This is a genomic window from Arthrobacter sp. 05T442, from assembly GCF_056395945.1.
The window spans coordinates 111,074-134,186 of the sequence record NZ_JBFTKM010000009.1; the positions used below are offsets into that span (position 1 = coordinate 111,074).

A 23,113-nucleotide genomic window follows, 5' to 3' on the forward strand; every position below is an offset into this window, starting at 1 on the left:
TTAACGGATGAGGCTAGGCTGGAGCACTGACACGGGGTGCCGCGCATTGGGCCGGCTGAGATCCAGACCCGTTGAACCTGTCCGGCTAGCACCGGCGAAGGGATGTCTCTCTTGTCCTCATCATTTCTTCCGTACCCGCCACGCCGGTCCGCGCAAACCCGGCCTCCCCGCGTCCTGGCCATCGCAGGTTCCGACCCGTCCGGCGGCGCGGGGATCCAGGCGGACCTGAAGAGCATCGCCGCGAACGGGGGCTACGGCATGGCGGCGATCACGGCGCTGACCGCGCAGAACACGCGGGGAGTCACGGCCGTCCACGTTCCGCCGGCAGCGTTCCTTGCCCGGCAGCTGGACGCGATCAGCGACGACATCGGCATCGACGCCGTGAAGATCGGCATGCTGGGCGACGCCGCGGTGATTGACGCCGTCCGCAGCTGGCTCGAAAAGGTCAGGCCCGCCGTCGTGGTCCTGGATCCAGTGATGGTGGCGACCAGCGGGGACCGCCTCCTGCAGGAATCCGCCGAAGCCGCGCTCCACGCCTTGCTGCCGCTCGCGGACCTGATCACGCCCAACCTCGCGGAGCTGGCGATCCTTTTGCATGAACCCGTCGCCGGGGACTGGGACGGGGCCCTAAAGCAGGGCAAACGCCTGGCCGCGCTGGCCGGCACCACTGTCCTCGTCAAGGGCGGCCACCTGAAAGACCGGGAGGGCGGGAGCGGCGGCGGCTGCCCGGACGCGCTCGTCAACACCGGAGGACTGCTGGGACAGGAGACCGTCGTGGTGCCGGGGGAGCGCGTCGCCACACGCAACAGCCACGGCACAGGGTGCTCCCTGTCCTCGGCCATGGCCACGGTGCAGGCCCGGGTGGGGGACTGGGAGGCAGCGCTGCGGGAGGTCAAACCGTGGCTGCAGGGTGCGTTGCGGGCTGCAACCGGACTGGACGTCGGCTCCGGCAACGGCCCCGTCCACCACTTCCATCATCTTCAGCACCTCACGGAGGGGCACGGCCGCATCCCGGACCGCGCCCCGGCGGAGGGCGAGTTCGTAGAGGCGCTCCGGAACCAGGCGGCCGGCGATCTGGAGGCAATCCATGCCCTCGACTTCATCCGGGGCCTGGCCGACGGCACGCTGCCCGAGAACGAGTTTGCCTACTACCTTGCGCAGGACGCCATCTACCTCAACGGCTACTCACGGGTCCTGGCCCGTGCCGCGGCGCTCGCGCCCTCGGACGCCGAGCAACTGTTCTGGGCCGGCTCGGCGCAGCAATGCCTCGAGGTGGAATCGGAGCTGCACCGGACCTGGCTCAGCACCCGCTCCGCCGAAGCCACCCTGGGTCCGGTCACGAAGTCCTATGTCGACCACCTGCTGGCCGCCTCGGCATCCGGCAGCTACGCTGTGCTGGTGGCGGCGGCGCTGCCGTGCTTCTGGCTCTACGCCGAGGTGGGGGAGGCCCTGCACGGGCAGTTCCTCGCCGCCGGTTCCCCGGGAAGCCATCCCTATGCCGTGTGGCTCCGCACCTACGCCGACGAAGGATTTGCCGCCGCGACCCGGCAGGCCATCGCGTATACCGACGCGGCAGCCAGGCACGCCTCGGCGTCCGAGAGGGACGCCATGGCACTGGCCTTCCGCCAGTCCTCGCGCTACGAGGTCGCATTTTTCGACGCGCCGCGCCTGCACGCCTGAACTGACCTGGCCCGTGCAGCCTGTAGGATAGTCGGGCACGGTTCGGGAAGTCGCTGCAGGAACGCTCTGTCCAAAGAGAGTGACGTCCATCACGCAGAGCCCGCCGGAACCAGCCTCGTTTGCGGCCGAAGGCAAAATTAGCGTAGTCTAGACCTTCGGTGCTTACGCCAATACTTGGGTTATGACCTTGAGGACAGTTCATTCGATTTTCGGATGGCGTTGTCCACGGGATAGCTCATGGATTCCCCCGGGGAATCCACCGGCGTAGAGGCACAGCGTGAGCCGGTCCGAACACTTTGGCCCCAGGTTCCGCACGCAAATCTAGTAATAAACGTCGAGAGAAGTGAGTTCCCCAGTGGTGTACGCGATTGTCCGCGCAGGCGGCCGCCAAGAGAAGGTTTCCGTTGGAGACTTCGTTACCCTGAACCGCGTCCCCGGTGGAGCCGGCAGCACCTTTGAGCTGCCCGCACTGCTCCTGGTAGACGGTGACAAGGTCACGTCCGCTGCCGCGGACCTGGCCAAGGTAACGGTTACGGCTGAGATCCTCGAAGACCTTCGTGGTCCGAAGATCGTCATCCAGAAGTTCAAGAACAAGACCGGCTACAAGAAGCGCCAGGGTCACCGTCAGGAATTGACCAAGGTCAAGATCACCGGTATCAAGTAACCACTCGTTACTGTTCAGGTTTTCAGCAGATTCCCCAGAATTTTAAAGGCAGGCATTTCAAATGGCACATAAAAAAGGCGCGAGTTCCACTCGCAACGGTCGTGACTCGAACGCCCAGTACCTCGGCGTCAAGCGCTTCGGCGGCCAGGTAGTCTCCGCAGGCGAGATCATCGTCCGCCAGCGCGGCACCCACTTCCACCCGGGCGCCGGCGTAGGACGCGGCGGCGACGACACCCTGTTCGCCCTGGCCCCCGGCGCCGTCGAGTTCGGCACCCGCCGCGGTCGTCGCGTTGTGAACATCGTGGCTGCTGCAGCTGCAGAGTAACAACAAGTTCTAAATCGGTGGGGCGGGCCATTAGGTCCGCTCCACCGGTGTTTTAACCGCATTACAATCATCTTGGGACCCTCTGGGCCCCGGGGAACAGCACTGAGGAGATCCACGTGGCGAGCTTTGTAGACCGGGTAGTACTGCACGTATCCGGCGGTACCGGCGGCCACGGCTGTGTCTCCGTCCACCGCGAGAAGTTCAAGCCCCTCGGCGGTCCAGACGGCGGCAACGGCGGCAACGGCGGCGACGTCATCCTGCGTGTCGATCCCCAGACCACCACCCTGCTTGATTACCACCACGCCCCGCACCGGCACGCCACCAACGGCGGCCCCGGCATGGGCGACTGGCGCGCCGGCAAACACGGCGAAACCCTGATCCTTCCGGTCCCCGTGGGCACCGTGGTGAAATCCAAGGACGGCACCGTCCTGGCCGACCTCGTGGGCGAAGGCGCCGAATACATCGCGGCCGCCGGCGGTATTGGCGGACTCGGGAACGCCTCGCTCTCCTCGCAGAAGCGCCGTGCCCCCGGCTTCGCGCTGCTCGGCATCGAAGGCGAGTCCAGCGACGTCGTCCTGGAACTGAAGTCCATCGCGGACATCGCCCTCGTCGGCTTCCCCTCCGCCGGCAAGTCCAGCCTCATCGCCGCCATGTCGGCTGCGCGGCCCAAGATCGCCGACTACCCTTTCACCACGCTCATCCCGAACCTCGGCGTTGTCCAGTCCGGCGACGTCCGCTTCACCATTGCCGACGTCCCGGGCCTCATCGAGGGCGCCAGCGAAGGCAAGGGCCTCGGCCACCACTTCCTGCGCCATGTCGAACGCTGCGCCGCCCTGGTGCACGTGCTGGACTGTGGCACGCTCGAGTCGGACCGCGACCCGCTCTCGGACCTGGCCATCATCGAGGCTGAACTCGAAAAGTACGCCGTGGACATGAGCTACAGCGGAGCCGACGGCCAGGTGGTTCCGCTGAACCACCGCCCCCGCCTCGTGGCCCTGAACAAGGTGGACCTGCCCGACGGCAAGGACATGGCCGAGTTTGTCCGCCCGGAACTCGAATCCCGCGGCTACAAGGTCTTCGAGATCTCCGCCACGAGCCACGAGGGCCTCCGCCAGCTCGGCTTTGCCATGGGTGAAATCGTCCAGGCCGCCCGCGACGCCCTCGCCGCCGCGCCGCCCAAGGTGCACGCCCCGATCCTGAAGCCGCGCGCCGTCAACGAGTCCGGCTTCAAGATCCGCCGCGAAGAGAAGAACCTCGAGCCGCTGTTCCGCGTCATTGGCGACAAGCCCGTCCGCTGGGTCAAGCAGACCGACTTCACCAACGAGGAAGCGATCGGCTACCTCGCCGACCGCCTCGCCAAGCTTGGCGTCGAGAACGAACTCTTCAAGCAGGGTGCCGTGCCGGGCGACACGGTGGTCATCGGCGAGGACGACGGCGTCGTCTTCGACTGGGAGCCGACCATGATGGCCGGCGCGGAACTGCTCGCCGCGCCCCGCGGCACCGACGTGCGCTTCGCCGACATCGGCGACCGCCCCACCCGCGGGCAGAAGCGCGACGAGCAGATCGAACGCCGCGAGGCCAAGGCCGCCGCCCGCGCCGAGCTCGAAGCCGAGCGCAAGGCCGGCATATGGACCGAATCCGTCAGCAGCCGCAGGGTCGCCAAGCCGCTCAAGGAGAGTGGACTGGGCGAAACAGATGACGAGTAAAACCGTCGTCGAACCCGGCTCATCCCGCACCCCGGACCGCGCAGCCCCCGACCGCGCAGCGCTGTCCGGGGCGCGCCGGATCGTGGTCAAGGTCGGATCGTCCTCGCTGACGTCCATCAAGGGCGGCATCTCCGAGGAAGCCCTGACCGGCCTCGCCGATGCCCTCGCGCACAAGCGCAACGAGGGCACCGAGATCATCCTCGTGTCCTCCGGGGCGATCGCTGCCGGGCTCGCGCCGCTGGGGCTGGAAAAGCGCCCCCGCGACCTCGCCACCCAGCAGGCCGCCGCCAGCGTGGGCCAGGGCCTGCTCATGGCCCGCTACACCCACGCGTTCGGGGCGCACGGCGTCACCGTCAGCCAGGTGCTCCTGACCGCTGATGACTTCATGCGGCGCAGCCAGCACACCAACGCCTTCCGCGCCCTGGACCGGCTGCTGAACCTCGGGGTGGTACCCGTGGTGAACGAAAACGACACTGTCGCGACGCACGAGATCCGTTTCGGCGACAACGACCGGCTCGCCGCCCTCGTGGCCCACCTGGTCCGCGCCGACGCCCTCGTGCTTCTCTCCGACGTCGACTCGCTCTACGACGGTCCGCCCTCGCACGGCGCCAAGCGGATTCCCCACGTCGCCGGCCCCCGCGACCTCGACGGCGTATCCATTGGCCGGGCCGGAAAGGCGGGCGTGGGCACCGGGGGAATGCTCACCAAGGTCGAGGCCGCCAGCATCGCTGCGGGTTCAGGCATCCACGCCCTCGTCACGTCCACCGCCAACGCGGCCGCCGCGCTGGCGGGGGAGGACGTGGGGACGTGGTTCTCCATCAGCGGTGCACGGAAGCCGATCCGGCTGCTGTGGCTGGCCCACCTCGCGTCGGTGCAGGGCACGCTGGTGCTCGACGACGGCGCAGTGAAAGCCGTGCGCGACCGCCACACGTCGCTGCTGCCTGCCGGCATCTCCGCCGTCCACGGCCACTTCGAGGCAGGCGATGCCGTGGAAATGGTGGCCGCCGACGGCACGGTAATCGCCCGCGGACTGGTCAACTACTCCGCGGCCGAACTGCCCCAGATGCTGGGCCGCTCGACGCGGGAACTCGGCAAGACACTGGGCCGCGGATATGACCGTGAAGTTGTTCATGTTGACGACCTCGTTCTGGTCTGAGCTGCCTGCACGCCTAAACTGGGAGCATGACTGAGGCCCTCACCCCCCACCCCGCTGTGATCTCCGAAAGCGCGCTCTCCGAAGGCGTGACCGCTGACGTCCTGCCCTCTGCCGGACCGTCCGGAGACGCCCGGGAGGTCCAGGCCGGACCGGAGGCCACGGCCGCTTCAGCGGCGGCGGACGTCGAGGCTGCCGTCCACGCCATCGCCGACCGCTCCCGCCAGGCCGCCCGCAAGATGGCGCACGCCAACCGAGCCTGGAAGGACCGCGGCTTGCGCGCTATCGGGGCCGCGCTGCTGGCGGGCAAGAGCCACATCCTGGCAGCGAATGACAACGACGTTGCCGCCGGCCGGGCCCGCGGCACCACGGCCGCCCTGCTGGACCGGCTGACCCTCACCGGGCCGCGCATCGATGCCCTCGCCGCGGCCCTGGAAAAGCTCGCCACCCTGCCCGATCCCGTGGGCAACGTGGTCCGCGGCCAGACGCTGCCCAACGGTCTCCGGCTGCGCCAGATCAACGTCCCGATGGGCGTTGTCGCCGCCATTTACGAGGCCCGTCCCAACGTCACCGTCGATATCGCCGGTCTGGCCCTCAAAAGCGGAAACGCCGTGATCCTGCGCGGCGGCAGCGCTGCCGCGGCGACGAACGCCGCCCTCGTCGCGATCCTCCGGGACGCCCTCGACTCCGTCGGTCTGCCCGCCGACGCTGTCCAGACCGTGGACCAGTACGGCCGTGACGGCGCCAATGCGCTCATGCGGGCCCGCGGCCGCGTGGACGTCCTGATTCCCCGGGGCGGCCGCGACCTGATCCAGACCGTTGTGACGAACTCCTCGGTGCCCGTCATCGAGACCGGGGAAGGCAATGTCCACATCTTCCTTGACGCCTCAGCGAACGAGGAAATGGCCGTGAACATCCTGCTGAATGCCAAGACCCAGCGGCCCAGCGTCTGCAACACCGTGGAGACGCTGCTGGTCCACTCCTCGTCCACCGTGCTGCCCGCCGTTGCCCAGGCACTGCGCGCCGCCGGCGTCACACTGCATGTGGACGAACGGATCCGCGCCGCCCTGCCGGCGCAGATCGACTCGGTTCCCGCGACGGACGAGGACTGGGCCACCGAATACATGGACCTGGACCTCGCCGTGGCCATGGTCGACAGCCTCGATGAGGCCGTCAAGCACATCCGCAGGTGGTCCACCGGGCACACGGAGGCCATCCTGACCAACGACCTCGCCAACGCGGAGCGCTTCATCGCGGACGTCGATTCGGCCGCCGTGATCGTGAACGCTTCCACCCGGTTCACGGACGGCGGCGAGCTGGGCCTCGGGGCCGAGGTGGGGATTTCAACCCAGAAGCTGCACGCGCGCGGTCCCATGGGACTGACCGAGCTGACCACCACGAAGTGGATCGTGCAGGGCGAGGGCCAGATCAGGGGCTAGCAACGCTGTAACATAGAACGGAAGACCGGAACGGCGGACACCTCCGCCGTCGTCAATTTTTGAACACTAGGGGAGAACATGCTCTCGCAGCAGATCGCCACTTTCGTCGCCGCCGCTGGCTCAGCCGCCAACGAGGAACTGGCCCCGCTCATTGCACCGCCGTTCGTGATCGGGGCGTCGATGTTCGGACTCCTTGTCATCCTGATGCTGATCACGCTGTCCTATTCCAACCTGGGCCTGCGCCACGAGGCAGTCGACGAACACTCGGACCCGCACCGCCAGCACCCGAACAAGCACGACCACAGCCAAGGCCACTAATATTTCCGCCACCATGAAGCAGCACGGCGCCCGGCGCCGTCTGCGTCTGGGTGTGATGGGCGGCACGTTCGATCCGATCCATCACGGCCACCTTGTCGCGGCCAGCGAGGTCGCGGCCAAGTTCGACTTGGACGAAGTCGTGTTCGTGCCGACGGGCCAGCCCTGGCAGAAGATGGCCAAAAAGGTCAGCGAGGCAGAGCACCGGTACCTCATGACCGTGATCGCAACGGCCTCGAACCCGCGCTTCACTGTCAGCAGGGTGGACGTGGACCGGCCCGGGCCCACGTACACGATCGACACCCTCCGCGACCTGCGCATGCTGCGCCCGGACGCGGATCTTTTCTTCATCACCGGCGCGGACGCCCTGGCACAGATTCTTTCCTGGAAAGACATCGACGAACTCTGGTCGCTCGCGCACTTCGTGGGCGTCACCCGCCCCGGGCACGTCCTGGACGGGATGGGCCGCAAGGACGTCAGCCTGCTCGAGGTGCCGGCCATGGCCATCTCCTCCACGGACTGCCGGACCAGGGTGGCCGCCGGGAACCCCGTCTGGTACCTCGTGCCCGACGGCGTTGTCCAGTACATCGCCAAGTACGGCCTGTACGACGGCGAACCGGACGCCGCAGATCCCGCCGAGGGGGCCACGGACAATACCGGCGGGATCGACCCTGCACAGTACGGGCCAGCCATCGAGATAAACCAACCAGCCAGCACCGAATGAGTTTGCAATGAGTCAGGAACAGCCTCCCATCCGCAGCCGCCGCGAACTGCGCCAGGCCAGAGATGAACGCCCGGAAGCGAACCAGGAACCCGGGTCCGTCCTTCCGGGACAGGTTCCGCCTGCCTCAAAGCAAACGTCAGGGCCGTCCGCCCTCCGCGATCCGGGCGAGCCGACAGAGGCGGAAATTACCGGGCGCCGCCGGGTTCCCAACGCCGCCGTCGATGCCCCGGGCGACCCTTCCCGCGGCGGCCCCGAACGGTCCTCGCAGGTCCGCGCCAGGGACCGTGCCGCGCTCCGCACCATCAAGGAGCTGGCGGAAAAAGAGGGCCACCTGGCAGCCGGGGGCCCGCCCACGCGACGCCAGTTACGGCTCCTGCAGCTGGCCGCCGAAACGGCCCCAGCGACCGCCGCCAACACCATAGTCCCTGTCTCCCCGCGCACCCGCGCCGTCCCCGTCGTCGCGCCGCCCGCCGGGCCCGCCACGAAGCCGTCGGGCAATGACATAACGGGCAATGACACAACAGGCAATGACACAACAGGCAACGGCGCGCCCGCCAAGGCTCCTGCCGCCAAGGGGCCGCAGGCTCCTGGGCGGAACGCAGACGGCGGCGCCCCGGGTGCCGGGGGACAGCCGCCGGCGGGCATGTCGGTGGAACAGGCCCTCGCCGCGCGGGAACTCCTCGTGGAGCAGGCGCACAACCAGGTGGCCAAGCTGGAGCACATCGCGGCCACGGACTCCGACGCTGTAGATCCCGCCGTCCTTGCCGAACAGATTGCGCTGGCCGAGCGTGCTGCCGTGCTGAACCGCCGGGCGGCCGCCAAACAGAAGCTGGCCGAGCAAAACAGCCAGCCCGCCCCGCCACGGAACGATCCCACCACCGCGAACAACCTGGCCATGGTTACGCCCCTGGAATTCGTCCAGGTCCCCGGCGTGGAGCGGCCCGTCATGAAGCGCCCTGCCACGTCCTACGTTCCGGTCGTCACCAACTCCGGCCCCCGGGTCGAGGCGCCACGGAAGTCCGGTACGCGCCGCCCCGGGCTGTCCCGCCAGCGGGGGTCAGGCCCCACGACCGGCCGAGCCGGCGTCCTGGCCCGCGCGGAGGCTGCCGCCCGGGCCTCGGCCGGAGCCGCAGCGACCGCGGGCGCCGAGGCCGGGAATCCGGCAGCGCTGGAGCCGGAGGAGAGTTTCCCCGGCAGGGCGCCCGTGGCCGCGAACTCCGCTTACGGCCTCGACCCCCTCGACGCAGCCACGGCCGGCCTCGGCAGGGCCCGCCGCCTCCGCATCCTGCAGCTGGGCGTGCTGGCCCTGGGCCTTTGTGCCCTCATCGCCGGCATCATCCTGATCGTGACCGGCCTGGCCCGCTAGCGCCGCAGCCCGCATTCAGCTTCACCATCACACGATTTACACCACAACAAGGAGTCCCGTGACTGCAACAGATTCAGCCATCGCCACAGCCCGCCACGCAGCCCGCGCTGCCTCGGAGAAACTCGCGGAAGATATTATGGCCATGGACGTCAGCGAGCGGCTGGCGCTGGCCGACATCTTCCTGATCGCATCCGCCCCGTCCGAACGGCAGGTCAACGCGATCGTTGACGGTGTTGAGGATGAGCTGTCCAAGTTCGACCTCAAGCCGATCCGCCGCGAGGGGCGCTCCGGCGGCCGCTGGGTCCTGCTGGACTACGGCGACATCGTCATCCACGTCCAGCACGAAGAAGACCGCGTGTTCTATGCCCTGGAACGGCTCTGGAAGGACTGCCCCGTCGTCGACCTTCAGCTCGGCGACGACGCCTCGGCCAAGGCCGCGGCGGGCACCGAGACGGAGTAGCAGCCCGGAACGGCACGGAACCGCCATATCGGGCGCAGCCTGAATATGCCCGATTTGGAATTTTCGGAGAGGCTGTTCTAAGATATTTGAGTTGCTTCGGAGAGATCCGGACAAAAAGCCGGAATCGGACGCGTCAGCGGACGGAGACGAAGCAACGAAAATTCGGGGCTGTGGCGCAGCTGGTAGCGCACCTGCATGGCATGCAGGGGGTCAGGGGTTCGAGTCCCCTCAGCTCCACCGGAGAATCCGTCGGAATCGAAAGATTCCGGCGGATTCTTTTATGCCCGGCGTTTCATTGGGTCTATAGCCAAAACAGGGGGTTGCGCCGAAACGCGTGCCGATTCGCGTGATGCGGATTTGTGGTTTAAGATAATCAGGTTGCTTGCGGGAGGTTAGTGCACCCGGAGCAGAGATCTTCCGAAGGAAATTCGGGGCTGTGGCGCAGCTGGTAGCGCACCTGCATGGCATGCAGGGGGTCAGGGGTTCGAGTCCCCTCAGCTCCACCGAGAAGGGCCTCACTCACTGAGTGGGGCCTCATTTCTTTAATCCCACCCCGGGGTCGGGATGGGCCGAAACGCCTGGCCGGCGGTCCGTGTCCGAGTCCGGGTCCGACCCGCCTCGGACCGAGCAGACAGTCCGCACCCCGTTCTTCCGAGAAGTCCGTTCCCGAGATGCAAGTATCAGACGCGTGGCGATCCCCACAATCCGAGTAGTCGCTACTCGTGCGCCGGACAGTCCCGGCTCCTAGGGTCGTGGTCATTACTAGTTGCCTGGTACAACTTGGCAGTCGGAAGCGGGTCTCTCATAATGCGCCATCAGACCATTCCTCGATTACAGACGCACACGCCGGTGGCGGCCCGCCCGCCTGGTGATCCGGTGTGAAGACTTCGATAAGCGAGGCCCCCTGATGCCGGCCCGGGCTTGTGTGCGGGACTAGCGCAGGCCATTCCCGATCAGTGTCGGGAGCGGCGCGGCCCGGGGCAGGGGAGCCCCTCGAAGTGTGGGGAATCCGTGAACTTCAATAACGCGCAGCGCCGAACAGAAGAGGCTTGGTCCCGAGGGCGCGGAACGCTTGCATTGGCGGGGTCCGAGGCCGCCGGAACTGGGTCCGATCATGGGTATGACCCAATTGGCAGAGATCCTGCATCCCCGGAGCTGAACAACAGATCACGATGTGGGAGGGCAGATCAATGAGAAGGCTTCTTCGGCTGTTTCTGGCAATTGCGCTTGGCATACCGCTGGTGGGTTCGATCGCATTTAATGGCGGGGCGGCCGTGGCTGCCCCCGCGTCGTGCATACCGGGTACCCCCGCGCCCGCGGATCCTTATCCCGGAACGACGGCGGCGGCCACGAACTTTGAATCCGGCGCACTGTCCCCGTTCACCCCCTTCACCGCGCTCACGGGGACCGTCTCGGTCTCCTCCGCGTTCTCGCACTCTCCAGGGTGCTCGGCTCATCTGCACGCAACCACGGACAACGGCTCGATCGCCAAAATGTCCGTGGGACTGGCATCCGGGATGAAGGAGGCGTACGCGGACGGCTGGTTCAACATCACCACGGAGGGTGTCGCGGGGAACGACGTTCCGTACTTCCGGTTCTTTTCCGGCGGCATCAGGTACCTCGACGTCTTCCGGCACAACATCACCAATGACCTGGTGCTTCGGGTGCTTGGCGGGCCGGGGTTCGTCTACACGACCCTGGTTCCCACCGTTGCCCTGGGCACGTGGCATCATCTGGTGATGCACGTCGTGCCCAAGGGCGCGGCGACCGGGGTGCAGGTCTGGTGGGATGACAAGTCTGTCTTTGCCCAAACGGTCAGCATCAGTGCGACAAAATTCGATATGGCCCAGCTTGGGGCCGAACACGACCAGCAGATGGGCGACATCTATGCCGATGATGTGATCATCAACAGCGGGTCGGAAGCCCCTGGCCCGGTTCCGGGCACGCTGCCCGGCGGCGGCGGCGGCGGAGGAGGCGGCGGCGGGGGAACCGTCCCGCCCGCGGCCACCACCGAGATCCAGGCGGCCGCGGCCGCGAACCCGGGCCTCGGCACCACAACCGCACCAATAACCTGCGGGCAGCCCGGCGGCGGCTGCTACCAGGATTACCCGGGCGGGGCGATCATCTGGTCCGCGACCACGGGTGCGCACCCCACCTCCGGGGAGGTCCGCGCGGCCTGGGCCCGCACCGGGTTCCTCACCGGATTCATGGGCTACCCCACCGGCGACGTCGTCTGCGGCCAGCCCGGCGGCGGCTGCTACCAGGACTACCAGGGCGGGGCGATCATCTGGTCCGCAGCCACGGGCGCGCACCCCACCTCCGGGGAGGTCCGCGCGGCGTGGGCCCGCACGGGGTTCCTGACCGGGGTCCTGCGCTATCCGATGTCTGATGTGGTCTGCGGCCAGCCCGGCGGCGGCTGCTACCAGGACTACCAGGGCGGGGCGATCATCTGGTCCGCAGCCACGGGCGCGCACCCCACGTCAGGATCCGTCCGCGCGGCCTGGGCCCGCACCGGGTTCCTGACCGGGGTCCTGCGCTATCCGACCTCGGATGTGGTCTGCGGCCAGCCCGGCGGCGGCTGCTACCAGGATTACCAGGGCGGGGCGATCATCTGGTCCGCAGCCACGGGTTCGCACCCCACCTCGGGGGAGGTCCGCGCGGCGTGGGCCCGGACGGGGTTCCTGACCGGGATCCTGCGCTATCCGACATCGGATGTGGTCTGCGGCCAGCCCGGCGGCGGCTGCTACCAGGATTACCAGGGCGGGTCGATCATCTGGTCCGCGTCCACCGGCGCGCACCCCACGGCCGGCGCCATCCGCCAGGCCTGGGCGTCCACCGGCTTCCTCACCGGCCGTCTTGGCTACCCGACCTCCGACGAATACGGCGCCGGCGGCGGCAGCGTCGCCCAGAACTACCAGGGAGGACGGATCTCCTGGTCCCCGCTCACGGGCACCAAGATCACCTAATTCGTCGACGCGAGGAACCTCCCGCCGGGAGGTTCCTCGCGTCACGGATCCGTCAGCGGCCGCTCCCTCATCGGGGCGGCCGCTGCTGCCACTAAAATTGGGGACGTGAACGATTTCCTGCTCCCATGCCCCCAGTCATGACGGCCGGGGCCGGGTCGTCGGCGTCCACGGCGGTGCCAGCGACCACGACATCGACTGCACAGTCGACGGCGACGGCCCCACGCAGCTCTAGACCGGCGTCGTCAGGAAGATCCGGGACGCGTTTCGCCGACGTCGCCGTCATCGGCGCCGGCCAGGCCGGCCTCTCGGCCGCATACCACCTGCAGCGCCGCGGCTTCGCGCCCGCGGGCGCCGCGGCTCCCGGGGCGCCGACCGCCGGGCAAACGAATCCGGGAGCCGTTGCCGCCGGCGCCGCGGATCCCCAACCCGCCGCCGCCGGCGGCCCGGCCGGGACGTACATCGTGCTCGACGCCGAGGACGGCCCCGGCGGGGCCTGGCGCCACCGCTGGAAAAGCCTGCTCATGGCAACCGTCAACGGCATCAGCGACCTGCCCGGTATCGGACAGCCGGCCGTCGACCCGGCAGAAGCAAGCTCCAGCTTCCTCACCCGCTACTTCGGAGGCTACGAGGAGGAACTGGGTCTGGCCATCGAGCGGCCCGTCAGGGTGCAGACCGTCCGGCGGCAGGATGATGATCCTGCCGGCCTGCTCGGGATCACCACCTCGCGCGGTGAGTGGTCCGCCCGGACCCTCATCAACGCCACCGGTACCTGGACCCGGCCCTTCTGGCCCATCTACCCGGGGCAGGCCTCCTTCCGCGGGCGCCAGCTCCACGTCGCGGACTACGTCTCCGCCGAAGAATTCCGCGGCCGGCACGTGATCGTCGTCGGGGGCGGCATTTCGGCTGTCGGGCTCCTCGATGAGATCTCCAAGGTCACCTCCACCACCTGGTTCACCCGCCGCGAACCTCTCTGGCGGGACGCCGCGTTCGACCGCCAGGCCGGGCACGACGCCGTCGCCCTCGTGGAGGAGCGGGTCCGCCAGGGCCTCCCGCCGCAGAGCGTCGTCGCCGTGACCGGACTGATCTGGACTCCGGCCCTGCGCGCCGCCGCCGCCCGCGGCGTCCTTGACCGGCACCCGATGTTCACCGCGATAGAGCCGGACGGCGTGCGGCTGCCCGACGGCACGTTCCAGGCCGCCGACGTGATCCTGTGGGCCACCGGCTTCCGGGCCGAGCTCGAACACCTCGCCCCGCTGCATCTGCGCGGCGCGGGCGGCGGCATCGCCATGGACGGCACACAGGTTGCCTCGGAGCCGCGGGTCCACCTCGTCGGCTACGGGCCGTCCTCATCGACCATCGGCGCTAACCGGGCCGGCCGGGCCGCAGTGGCAGGCATCGTCCGGCTGCTGGCAGGGCAGGATAGGTTTGATGCTGGCCGTGAACACCCATGACTGAACAGAGAAGGCGGAAGCTCGCGCGTGGCGGACATCAATCTCGAATCCCTCTTTTCCCGCCTGAGAAGGATCCCGGACGTCGAGGCGGCCAACCTGCAGGCCTGGGACGCCACCGACCGGCTGCTGCTGGACACCGCCGCCGGGATCCTGGAGCCAGGGAGCAGGCTCGCCGTGGTGGGGGACCGCTATGGAGCCCTGACGCTCGGGGCACTTGCGCTCGGGGCCCCGAGGCCGGTGCGCGTGCACCAGGACCTCATCACTGGCGAACGCGCGCTGCGCCGCAATGCCGACGTCCTGGGCGTGGACGGCGGCTTTGAGCAACTCCCGCTGGGCGCCACCTTGCTGGAGGGTGCGTCCGTGGTGCTGGTCCAGCTGCCCAAGTCCCTGGCGGAGCTGGAGGAAATCGCCGACGCCGTGGCCCGCCATGCGGCGTCCGACGTCGTGCTGCTCGCCGGAGGTCGGGTCAAACACATGGGCCACGGCATGAACGCAGTACTGGACCGCTACTTCGGCGAGGTCCAGCCCCAGCTCGCCCGGCAGAAGTCGCGGGTCCTGCTGGCCCGGAATCCCCGCCCGGTCACCGCGGCTCCGCCTTTTCCCGTCGCCGAGCCCAACGCCGAGCTTGGGCTGACGGTCTGCGCCCGGGGAGCCGTCTTCGCCGGCACCGGCCTTGACATCGGTACCCGCTTCCTCCTGGAGTTCCTGCCACAGATGCCGCGCGCGCGGTACGCCGTTGACCTGGGCTGCGGCACCGGAATCCTGGCGGCCATGTACGCACGCCACAACCCCGACGCCAGGGTCACGGCCACGGACAGGTCCGCGGCCGCCGTCGACTCCGCCCTGGCGACGGCCCGCGCCAACGGGCTGGAGGCGCAGATCGACGTTGTCCAGGACGACGCCATGTCCACGCTGCCCGCGGGAAGCGCGGATCTGGTCCTGCTCAACCCGCCGTTTCATCTGGAGTCGGCGGTCCACTCCGGCGCCGGAATCAAGTTGTTCGAGGCGGCCGCGAAGATCCTTGCGCCGGGCGGGGAACTCTGGACCGTCTTCAACAGCCACCTGCACTACCGTCCGGCGCTGGAACGGCTGGTGGGCCCGACGCGCGAGGTCGGCAGGAACCCGAAATTCACGGTGACGGCGAGCACGCGGCGCCCGGCCGAATAAAACCGGGAGACCATGAAGCGCACGTGTGGGCGCAGGCCCGCACGTAACGTACGATTCTGAGACCAGCAGTGCTTCCGCCGAAGACGTTAGAGGTATCAGTGACCGAGATCCGGCAGCCCGCGCCGAGACGCGGAACGAACCTGCCCCGCATGGGGGATTTCAACCTCACGGTCATCCTGGATGCGATCCGGCGTTCGCCGGGCGGCCTGAGCCGGGTGGAACTGGCCCAGATCGTCGGGCTGTCGCCGCAGACGATCTCCAATATTTCCCGCCGCCTCCTGGACCAGAACCTGATAGTCGAGGCAGGCAAGGAAGGCACCGGCCCGGGCAAGCCCCGGACCATGCTGCGCCTCAACGCCGCCGGCATGTACGCCGTCGGGGTCCACCTGGACCCCGCGGTGACGACCTTCGTGGTGCTGGACCTCGTCGGCGCCGTAGTCAAGCACTCCCGCATCAAAACCCCGTCCGGGGCCGACCCCGGTGCCGTCATTGACACCATTGCCGCCGAGATCGGGCAGCTCATCGCAGATTCCGGCGTGGACCCCGCCAAGATCGCCGGGCTCGGCGTCGCGTCCCCGGGCCCCATCGACCTCAACGAGGGCACGGTGGTCGACCCGCCCCTGCTGCTCGGCTGGGACCGCGTCCCGCTGCGGGACGCCCTCGTGCAAGCCACCGGCCTGTCCACTCTCGTGGACAAGGACGTGACCAGCGCGGCCGTGGCGGAGACCTGGGCCGGGGGCCCCAGCGGCGCCGGGAGCTTCATCTTCATGTACATGGGCACCGGGATCGGCTGCGGAATCGTCCTCAACGACGAGGTGGTGCGCGGCACGTCCGGAAACGCCGGCGAAATCGGGCATATTGTCGTGGACCCGGGCGGCGCCCTCTGCGATTGCGGGCTGCGCGGCTGTGTGAAGTCCACGGCCATACCCCAGGTGCTCGTGGCCCAGGCCGAGGAGGCCGGGGTGCTTGATGGGCCGCGCGGGGAAAACAACGGTCCCGCCGTCCAGGAACGGTTCGCCCAGCTGTGCGCCCAGGCCTACGGCGGCGACAAATGGGCCGCCGAAATCATCGACCGCTCTGCCGTGTTTGTGGCCCGGGCGGTTTCAGTCATCACCAACACCCTGGATGTGGACCGGGTGGTCTTCGGCGGACCGTTCTGGAGCTGCCTCTCCGAGACGTACCTGAAGCTGGTCCCTGGTCTTGTCGCGGAAAACAGTGCCACCCGGAAGATCCACGGCCTCGAAGTGGTCGGCACCGGCGTCGGTGAGGACGTCGGTGCCGTCGGTGCGGCGTGCCTGGTCCTGGAGCACACGCTGGCGCCGCGTTCGCAGCGGCTCCTGCTGGAGGGCTAGGCAACGGTCAGCGGCGCCGGCTGGCCGGCGCCGCTGACCGGCTCAGTCGATGTCTTCGATGACGGTGCCGAAAGGCAGGTTCTCGTCCAGGTGTGCCTGGTGGCCGTGCGGCAGCACGAGAATCCGGACCCCGTGCATCTTCTCCGCTGCAGACTGCATCAGGACGGGCCTGACGGTATTGATGAAACTCTCGCTCTTGCCTGCGAGGTACTCCTGGTAACTGGCTGGAAGCTGGATCATGGCAACAGGATAGCCCCGCACGTCCGCAATGGGGAGGGATCACGGTTCAGCCCGTCCGGCGAACAATATTCTGCCCGACCGCGAAAATGACCGTAAAGCCGCGTCTTAATTCGGGAGCGGACTTGATCGCGCCGCGGCGGGCCCCTAAAGTTCTATACAAGTTACCTCAGTAACGTGTCAGCGATCCTCCGCTGAAGGCCGGCCCCCGGGCAGCCGAGGAGGGTGTGGGTGCCCCCATGTGGGCCTGACATTTGCTCACGGACAACTTCGTATCAGGCGTAACAGTCGCGGCTGCGTCCTGCTGGAGTTCTCTCCGTGTTCCCAAACTCAATTCATCGACGGCAGTGTCCTCCCGTTCCCCGGTTCTCCGGGTTTCCGGCCGCTGCCGCCGATGGCTCACAGCCAAGGACGCAAATGTCACCACCAAGCCTCATTGACGCACATTCCAACCTGGCCGGCGCGGCACCCGTCGCGCTGTCCTACGAACTGTTTCCGCCGCGGTCGGCGGCCGCCGCCGAATCGCTCTGGACCACCATCGGCGAGCTGGAGTCCACGGACCCGGACTACGTGTCCGTGACGTACGGCGCCAGCGGCTCCAACCGGAGCACCGCCGTCGAGCTCATCAACCGGCTCGTGCAGGAAACCACGCTGCGCCCCCTGGCCCACCTGACCTGCGTCGGGAATTCCCCGCAGGAACTGGCCGAGATCATCGGCGAACTGCTCGACGTCGGCGTCCGGGGGATCCTGGCCCTGCGCGGTGACCGGCCCAAAGACGGCGGCACACCGCCTGAGGGTTCACTGCGCTACGCCCAGGACCTGATCGAACTCATCCGCCGCGTGGAACAGCGCCGCTCGGCACTGCTGTGCGCCGGCAAGGTGGCCGTCGGCGTCGCCGCCTACCCCACCAGGCACCCGGAATCCCCGAGTGAGGCCCACGACGTCGAGGTGCTGCTGGCCAAGCAGCGTTCCGGCGCCGACTTCGCCATCACCCAGGTCTTCTTCCACACGGAGCAGTACGCGGACCTCCTGGCCCGCGCCCGCCGGGCCGGAGTCACCATCCCGATCATTCCGGGCGTCATGCCGCTTACGAGCATCCGCCGGCTCACCCGCCTCGGCGAGCTGACGGGGGTGGAACCGGAGCCGAAACTCATGGCCCGGCTTGCTGCTGCGGACACCGACGCCGAACGGAACCGGATCGGAGTCAACGCCACTGTGGACCTGGCCAACGCTGCACTGGAGGCCGGCGCCCCCGGTCTGCACCTCTACACCTTCAACGAGCACACCAGCGCCCTCGAGGTACTGGACAAACTCGCGCTGCCCCGGCCCCGCCGCACGTCCGTGCAGAACGCACGGCGCGCCGCCCTCCGCGGCCAGCTCGCCAGCTGAGCACCGCCAACTTCCCACCCCTCACCACCACCCAAGGACTTCCCATGACTGAAAAGAACACCGCCAGCACCCCGTTCCCGGCAGCCTCGATCCTCGGCTACCCGCGCATCGGCCGGCGCCGCGAACTCAAAAAGGCCGTGGAGGCCTACTGGGCCGGCACAATCGACGCGGCCGCCCTGGACGCCGCCGCCAAGAAGATCCAGCTCGGCACCGCCCAGCGCCTCCAGGGCCTGGGCCTGACCGAACCCGCCGCGGTCCCGGGCACCTTCTCCTACTACGACCAGGTCCTCGACGCCGCCGCCCACCTCGGCGCCGTCCCGGCCCGGTTCGGCAACCTCCTCAGCGCCGGGGGCCAGCTGGACATCGACGGCTACTTCACGCTGGCCCGCGGCACCAAGGACCAGCAGCCGCTGGAAATGACCAAGTGGTTCGACACCAACTACCACTACCTCGTGCCGGAAATCGGGCCGGAGACCACCTTCGCGCTGACCTCCACCCGGATCGTCGAGGAATTCGCCTACGCCCTCGCCAACGGAGTCGAAACCCGCCCGTACATCGTCGGCCCGGTCACGTTCCTGCTGCTGAGCAAGGCCTCCGACGGCGCCCCGGCCGGCTTCAGCCCCCTGTCCCGCCTTGACGACATCCTCCCCGTGTACACCGCCCTGTTGGAGAAGCTTGCCGCCGCCGGCGCCAGCTGGGTCCAGCTGGACGAACCCGCACTCGTGGTGGACCAGGACACCTCCGCCGAGGAACTCCAGGCCGCCGTCGAGCGCTCCTACGAGGTCCTGTCCTCCGTGGCCAACCGCCCGCAGCTTTTTGTCTCCACCCCGTACGGTGCCCTGAACGGCCAGTCCGGACCCCTCGCCGCCACCAACATCGATGCCCTGCACATCGATGTCTTCAAAGGTGCCGTTCCTTCCGCCGAAGCACTGGCAGCACTGGGCAACAAGACCCTCGTCGCCGGCGTCGTGGACGGCCACAACATCTGGCGCAATGACCTCCAGGCTTCGGCGGACAAGATCGTCGAGCTGAAGAAGACCGTTGCCAAGCTCGCTATCAGCACCTCCACCTCCACGCAGCATGTCCCGCACGACGTCGACGAGGAAACCCAGCTTTCCGCCCAGCTGCGCAGCTGGCTGGCCTTCGCCGACCAGAAGGCCGTCGAGGTGGTCACCCTTGCAGGGCTGCTGACCGATGAGGCAGCGGTCCAGCCGGCCATCGACGAAGCCACGCGCATCATCGCCTCCCGCGACGAGGCCCAAGGCGTGCGCCGCGCCGACGTCCGGGCACGCATCGCCGCCCTGACCCCGGCGGACTTCAACCGCTCCGACTACGCGGTCCGCGAAGCCGCCCAGGAGAAGGCGCTGCACCTGCCGCCGCTGCCCACCACCACCATCGGGTCGTTCCCGCAGACCTCCGAGATCCGCACGGCCCGGGCGCGCGCCAACAAGGGTGAGCTCACCACGGAGCAGTATGAGCAGCTCATGAAGGATGAGATCAAGCGCGTCGTTGAGCTGCAGGAGGAGCTCGGCTTCGACGTCCTGGTCCACGGTGAGCCCGAGCGCAACGACATGGTCCAGTACTTCGCCGAGAACCTCGAAGGTTTCGACGTCACCGTGCACGGCTGGGTCCAGTCCTACGGCTCGCGCTGCACCCGTCCGTCGATCCTGTGGGGCGATGTCACCCGCAGCGCCCCCATCACGGTCGAATGGGCCAGGTACGCGCAGTCCCTGACCAACAAGCCGATGAAGGGCATGCTCACCGGTCCGGTCACGATCCTGGCGTGGTCCTTCGTCCGTGACGACCAGCCCCCCGGTGAGACGGCCAACCAGGTGGCCCTCGCGCTCCGCGACGAAATCGCCGACCTCGAAGCCGCTGGCATCAAAGTCATCCAAGTGGACGAGCCCGCCCTGCGCGAGCTCCTGCCGCTGCGCAGGGCCGACCAGGCCGCGTACCTGGACTGGTCGGTGAAGTCCTTCCGCCTGGCCACGGCCGGCGCCGGGGACGCCACCCAGGTCCACACACACCTGTGCTACTCGGAGTTCGGCGCCATCATCGACGCAATCGACGGCCTCGACGCCGACGTCACCTCAATCGAGGCCGCCCGCTCGCGCATGGAGGTCGTTCATGACCTCGAATCCCACGGGTTCGGCCGCGGCGTGGGCCCGGGCGTCTACGACATCCACTCGCCGCGTGTCCCGGGCGAGCAGGAAGTCACCGAGCTGCTCAGTACCGCCGTCAAGCACGTCCCGTCCCGCCAGCTCTGGGTCAACCCGGACTGCGGCCTGAAGACCCGCGGCTACGCCGAGACCGAGGAGTCCCTGCGCAACCTGGTCCACGCCACCAGGACGGTCCGGGCGGAACTGCTGGAAACCGCCAAGTAAGCCGGCCCAACCACTCACGACGGCGGGCGGTCACCTTAAGGTGGCCGCCCGCCGTCGTACGTTCTACTCATCGACTGCTGAGTAGACGCCGTTTTGAGCGCTCAAAAGGGCGGTGACGGAGCAGTCGATTCAGGATTCCCGGGCGATTCAGTATCCCCGGTTCAGGATTCCCAGAGGATTTCGTCGTCCACGACGCCGTCCTCGTCCGCGGAGGCGACCAGGACTTCGTCGGTGAAATGCGCTCCGAGGGTGAAGTCAAGCACGAAGTACCGCTCAGGCTGGCCGGGGAAGATGCCCACGTGGCCCAGCTTCAGGGCCTTGAGGAAGACCTCGTTGGTCAGCTGGCTCTTGTCCTGCACGCCGAAGACCTTCTGCAGGTGCTCTTCCTTGATGGCGCTGCAGTGGAAGTGCCGGTATTCCTGCGGGCTGGTTCCTTCCTCCTCCAGCTCCTCGGCGATCATTTCGCGGACCTGGTCCACAAGTTCAGGCAGGAAGCGCAGGCGGTAGTCAACTTTGTGCATGGCAGCTTCATCGAAGTGGTCATGCGCATTGACATTGAGGTCAAGCTCCAGGAGTTGCCCCGCCAGTTCGTGCTTGGCGGAGAAATTATGGTCCCTCCCGTGGTTGAGCTCGATCTCTCCGAAGTGCTGGCTCGCTACCTTGCTCATATCTTCAACATAGTCCTCAACACCGGCCCATTCCAGCATTCCCAAGGTTTTTTGTCCGCTACCGGACGGTTGCCGCGGCCCCCGGGCGGTACATTGATCGGATGCAGACCGAAGCCCCCGCCACCGCCCGCGCACGTGAACTGTTCGACACCGGCGCCACGCGTCCCCTGGCATGGCGGCTGGCGCAATTAGGCAGTCTGCGCCGCATGCTGGTGGAACGGCGCGCGGACTTTGCGGACGCCCTTGGCCGGGACCTGGGCAAGCACCGCACCGAGGCCCAGCTGACGGAAATCGGCTTTGTCACGGCCGAAGCCGCGCACCTGGAACGACATCTCGCCGCCTGGCTGCGGCCCCGGCCCGTGCCGGTTCCGCTGGCCGTGCAGCCGGCCCGCGCCTGGACCGAGCTCACTCCGCTGGGCGTGGTGCTGGTGATCGGACCATGGAATTATCCGGTGCAGCTGGTGCTCTCACCGCTGGCCGGCGCCCTGGCCGCAGGGAACACCGTGGTGCTCAAGCCCAGCGAGCACGCCCCGGCCACCTCGGCGGCCCTGGCCCGCTGGATTCCGGAATACCTGCCCGGCGCCGCGGAGGTTGTCGAGGGCGGCATCCCCGAGACCACGGCGCTGCTGGCCCAGCGCTTCGACCACATCTTCTACACCGGCGGCCCGGGAGCGGCCAAGGCGGTGATGCGGGCGGCCGCGGAGAACCTGACCCCCGTGACGCTGGAGCTGGGCGGCAAGTCCCCGGCCTATGTCGATGCCTCGACGGACCTGGCCAAGGCCGCGAAACGGATCGCCTGGGGCAGGTTCATGAACGCCGGACAGACCTGTGTGGCCCCGGACTATGTCCTTGCCGCGCCCGAGGTGCTCGAACCCCTGGAACGCGAGCTGGCGGGGGCCATCACGGCACTTTTCGGCGCGGATCCCGCCCGCAGCGAGTCCTACGGCCGGATCATCGATGACCGCCACTTCCGGCGGCTCGCCGAGCTGGCCGACGGCAGCACCGTGGTCCACGGCGGACAGCGCGACGCCGCCACCCGCTACTTTGCGCCGACGCTGCTGCGTCCGGCGCCGGGGGACGCGGTCATGGACGAGGAAATCTTCGGCCCGCTGCTTCCGCTGGTGCCGGTCAGCGGACGTGATGAGGCCATCCGGATGATCAACGCCCGCGCGAAGCCCCTTGCGCTGTACGTGTTCAGCGACGACGCCGATACCCGGCGCGCCTTCGCCGCACAGACCTCCTCCGGGGCGCTGTGCTTCGACGTGCCGGCGGCGCACCTGCTGGTCCCGGGGCTGCCGTTCGGCGGCGTCGGCGGGAGCGGACTGGGCGCCTACCACGGGGAACATTCGGTGCGGACGTTCTCGCATGAGCGTCCCACCCTGGCCAAACCGCTGTGGCCGGAGACCCTGGAACTGATCTACCCGCCCTATAACAAGGTCAAGCACCGGATCATCAGCGCCCTCGTGTCACCGGCCGGCCGGCTGCGGAAGCGCTGAACGGCCCGGCACCGGATCACAGCCGCGGATCCGGGCGCCGATCCCAGCACGCGTTCACAGTCCCCGGCGGCCGCGGGAGCCGGTCACCAGAGCTCTCACGTTGCTGCGGAGTCGCGTCGTTCTTTAAGGTCTAGAGTGCTGGTGAGGGACCGAAGTCCCGGGTACTTCACC

Annotated in this window: 19 protein-coding genes, 2 tRNA genes and 1 riboswitch; of the genes, 19 read left to right on the top strand and 2 right to left on the bottom strand. The window is 68.1% G+C overall.

Annotated features, from left to right (window positions below; all coding sequences use genetic code 11):
* The first annotated feature begins 22 nt into the window (after positions 1-22).
* A riboswitch (TPP riboswitch) is annotated at positions 23-120 on the top strand.
* The 16 genes from AC1DES_RS10935 to AC1DES_RS11010 all read left to right on the top strand — a co-directional run bounded on the left by AC1DES_RS10935 (position 103) and on the right by AC1DES_RS11010 (position 16,768).
* Entirely contained in the window at positions 103-1,680 is a 1,578-nt protein-coding gene (locus AC1DES_RS10935) for a bifunctional hydroxymethylpyrimidine kinase/phosphomethylpyrimidine kinase (RefSeq protein WP_476895722.1), read from the top strand. It overlaps the preceding riboswitch by 18 nt.
* Positions 1,681-2,035: 355 nt before the next feature.
* Complete coding sequence (gene rplU, locus AC1DES_RS10940; RefSeq protein WP_018773353.1) at positions 2,036-2,344, top strand: 50S ribosomal protein L21; 309 nt, start codon at positions 2,036-2,038, stop codon at positions 2,342-2,344.
* A 61-nt stretch (positions 2,345-2,405) separates the two neighbouring features.
* Positions 2,406-2,669: a 50S ribosomal protein L27 gene (gene rpmA, locus AC1DES_RS10945; RefSeq protein WP_069952019.1), complete on the top strand. Its 264-nt coding sequence runs from the start codon at positions 2,406-2,408 to the stop codon at positions 2,667-2,669.
* Between the two features lie 116 nt (positions 2,670-2,785).
* A complete protein-coding gene (obgE, locus tag AC1DES_RS10950; RefSeq protein WP_476895723.1) occupies positions 2,786-4,375 on the top strand; it encodes a GTPase ObgE in 1,590 nt (529 codons plus the stop codon).
* A complete protein-coding gene (proB, locus tag AC1DES_RS10955) occupies positions 4,365-5,531 on the top strand; it encodes a glutamate 5-kinase (protein WP_476895724.1) in 1,167 nt (388 codons plus the stop codon). Before obgE ends, proB begins: the two co-directional genes overlap by 11 nt.
* Positions 5,532-5,557: 26 nt before the next feature.
* Positions 5,558-6,967 (top strand): glutamate-5-semialdehyde dehydrogenase, encoded by a 1,410-nt coding sequence (locus AC1DES_RS10960; RefSeq protein ID WP_476895725.1) that lies wholly within the window; start codon positions 5,558-5,560, stop codon positions 6,965-6,967.
* A 78-nt stretch (positions 6,968-7,045) separates the two neighbouring features.
* Entirely contained in the window at positions 7,046-7,285 is a 240-nt protein-coding gene (locus AC1DES_RS10965) for a hypothetical protein (RefSeq protein ID WP_476895726.1), read from the top strand.
* Between the two features lie 55 nt (positions 7,286-7,340).
* Positions 7,341-8,006 (top strand): nicotinate-nucleotide adenylyltransferase, encoded by a 666-nt coding sequence (nadD, locus tag AC1DES_RS10970; protein WP_476895757.1) that lies wholly within the window; start codon positions 7,341-7,343, stop codon positions 8,004-8,006.
* A 7-nt stretch (positions 8,007-8,013) separates the two neighbouring features.
* On the top strand, positions 8,014-9,372 hold the full coding sequence (locus tag AC1DES_RS10975) for a hypothetical protein (RefSeq protein ID WP_476895727.1): 1,359 nt from the start codon (positions 8,014-8,016) through the stop codon (positions 9,370-9,372).
* A 58-nt stretch (positions 9,373-9,430) separates the two neighbouring features.
* Entirely contained in the window at positions 9,431-9,832 is a 402-nt protein-coding gene (gene rsfS / locus AC1DES_RS10980) for a ribosome silencing factor (RefSeq protein WP_476895728.1), read from the top strand.
* Positions 9,833-9,996: 164 nt separating this feature from the next.
* Positions 9,997-10,069: transfer RNA gene (locus tag AC1DES_RS10985), tRNA-Ala, on the top strand.
* 193 nt (positions 10,070-10,262) lie between these two features.
* Positions 10,263-10,335: transfer RNA gene (locus AC1DES_RS10990), tRNA-Ala, on the top strand.
* Between the two features lie 687 nt (positions 10,336-11,022).
* Positions 11,023-12,798, top strand: a complete 1,776-nt coding sequence (locus tag AC1DES_RS10995; RefSeq protein WP_476895729.1) for a hypothetical protein — start codon at positions 11,023-11,025, stop codon at positions 12,796-12,798.
* 125 nt (positions 12,799-12,923) lie between these two features.
* Positions 12,924-14,249, top strand: a complete 1,326-nt coding sequence (locus tag AC1DES_RS11000; protein WP_476895730.1) for an NAD(P)-binding domain-containing protein — start codon at positions 12,924-12,926, stop codon at positions 14,247-14,249.
* Positions 14,250-14,276: 27 nt separating this feature from the next.
* Positions 14,277-15,416 carry a class I SAM-dependent methyltransferase gene (locus tag AC1DES_RS11005; RefSeq protein WP_476895731.1) on the top strand — a complete coding sequence of 380 codons (1,140 nt, stop codon included), beginning with the start codon at positions 14,277-14,279 and terminating at the stop codon, positions 15,414-15,416.
* A gap of 149 nt (positions 15,417-15,565) precedes the next feature.
* Entirely contained in the window at positions 15,566-16,768 is a 1,203-nt protein-coding gene (locus AC1DES_RS11010) for an ROK family transcriptional regulator (protein ID WP_476895732.1), read from the top strand.
* A gap of 42 nt (positions 16,769-16,810) precedes the next feature.
* Here the strand turns inward: AC1DES_RS11010 and AC1DES_RS11015 are convergent, their stop codons facing one another.
* The gene (locus AC1DES_RS11015; RefSeq protein WP_476895733.1) at positions 16,811-17,008 is read right to left on the bottom strand and encodes a hypothetical protein; all 198 of its coding nucleotides are present in this window, start codon (positions 17,006-17,008) and stop codon (positions 16,811-16,813) included.
* Between the two features lie 414 nt (positions 17,009-17,422).
* Here AC1DES_RS11015 and AC1DES_RS11020 point away from each other — a divergent pair, with 414 nt between their 5' ends.
* Positions 17,423-18,394, top strand: a complete 972-nt coding sequence (locus tag AC1DES_RS11020; RefSeq protein WP_476895734.1) for a methylenetetrahydrofolate reductase — start codon at positions 17,423-17,425, stop codon at positions 18,392-18,394.
* A gap of 44 nt (positions 18,395-18,438) precedes the next feature.
* On the top strand, positions 18,439-20,778 hold the full coding sequence (gene metE, locus AC1DES_RS11025) for a 5-methyltetrahydropteroyltriglutamate--homocysteine S-methyltransferase (RefSeq protein ID WP_476895735.1): 2,340 nt from the start codon (positions 18,439-18,441) through the stop codon (positions 20,776-20,778).
* Between the two features lie 161 nt (positions 20,779-20,939).
* On the opposite strand, the gene AC1DES_RS11030 is transcribed toward metE, so the two are convergent.
* A complete protein-coding gene (locus AC1DES_RS11030) occupies positions 20,940-21,446 on the bottom strand; it encodes a DUF2004 domain-containing protein (protein ID WP_476895736.1) in 507 nt (168 codons plus the stop codon).
* A gap of 101 nt (positions 21,447-21,547) precedes the next feature.
* On the opposite strand from AC1DES_RS11030, the gene AC1DES_RS11035 reads away from it, so the two are divergent.
* Entirely contained in the window at positions 21,548-22,942 is a 1,395-nt protein-coding gene (locus tag AC1DES_RS11035; RefSeq protein ID WP_476895737.1) for an aldehyde dehydrogenase family protein, read from the top strand.
* Positions 22,943-23,113: the final 171 nt, after the last annotated feature.

Bases quoted from the DNA above. Each gene is read 5' to 3' on its own strand.
- AC1DES_RS10995 (WP_476895729.1), top strand. From the start codon at position 11,023: ATGAGAAGGCTTCTTCGGCTGTTTCTGGCAATTGCGCTTGGCATACCG.
- AC1DES_RS10960 (WP_476895725.1), top strand. From the start codon at position 5,558: ATGACTGAGGCCCTCACCCCCCACCCCGCTGTGATCTCCGAAAGCGCG.
- AC1DES_RS10965 (WP_476895726.1), top strand. From the start codon at position 7,046: ATGCTCTCGCAGCAGATCGCCACTTTCGTCGCCGCCGCTGGCTCAGCC.
- AC1DES_RS11015 (WP_476895733.1), bottom strand. From the start codon at position 17,008: ATGATCCAGCTTCCAGCCAGTTACCAGGAGTACCTCGCAGGCAAGAGC.
- AC1DES_RS11035 (WP_476895737.1), top strand. From the start codon at position 21,548: ATGCAGACCGAAGCCCCCGCCACCGCCCGCGCACGTGAACTGTTCGAC.
- rpmA (WP_069952019.1), top strand. From the start codon at position 2,406: ATGGCACATAAAAAAGGCGCGAGTTCCACTCGCAACGGTCGTGACTCG.
- AC1DES_RS10935 (WP_476895722.1), top strand. From the start codon at position 103: ATGTCTCTCTTGTCCTCATCATTTCTTCCGTACCCGCCACGCCGGTCC.
- AC1DES_RS10975 (WP_476895727.1), top strand. From the start codon at position 8,014: ATGAGTCAGGAACAGCCTCCCATCCGCAGCCGCCGCGAACTGCGCCAG.
- AC1DES_RS11000 (WP_476895730.1), top strand. From the start codon at position 12,924: ATGCCCCCAGTCATGACGGCCGGGGCCGGGTCGTCGGCGTCCACGGCG.
- proB (WP_476895724.1), top strand. From the start codon at position 4,365: ATGACGAGTAAAACCGTCGTCGAACCCGGCTCATCCCGCACCCCGGAC.
- metE (WP_476895735.1), top strand. From the start codon at position 18,439: ATGACTGAAAAGAACACCGCCAGCACCCCGTTCCCGGCAGCCTCGATC.
- AC1DES_RS11030 (WP_476895736.1), bottom strand. From the start codon at position 21,446: ATGAGCAAGGTAGCGAGCCAGCACTTCGGAGAGATCGAGCTCAACCAC.
- AC1DES_RS11010 (WP_476895732.1), top strand. From the start codon at position 15,566: ATGGGGGATTTCAACCTCACGGTCATCCTGGATGCGATCCGGCGTTCG.
- AC1DES_RS11020 (WP_476895734.1), top strand. From the start codon at position 17,423: ATGTCACCACCAAGCCTCATTGACGCACATTCCAACCTGGCCGGCGCG.
- nadD (WP_476895757.1), top strand. From the start codon at position 7,341: ATGGGCGGCACGTTCGATCCGATCCATCACGGCCACCTTGTCGCGGCC.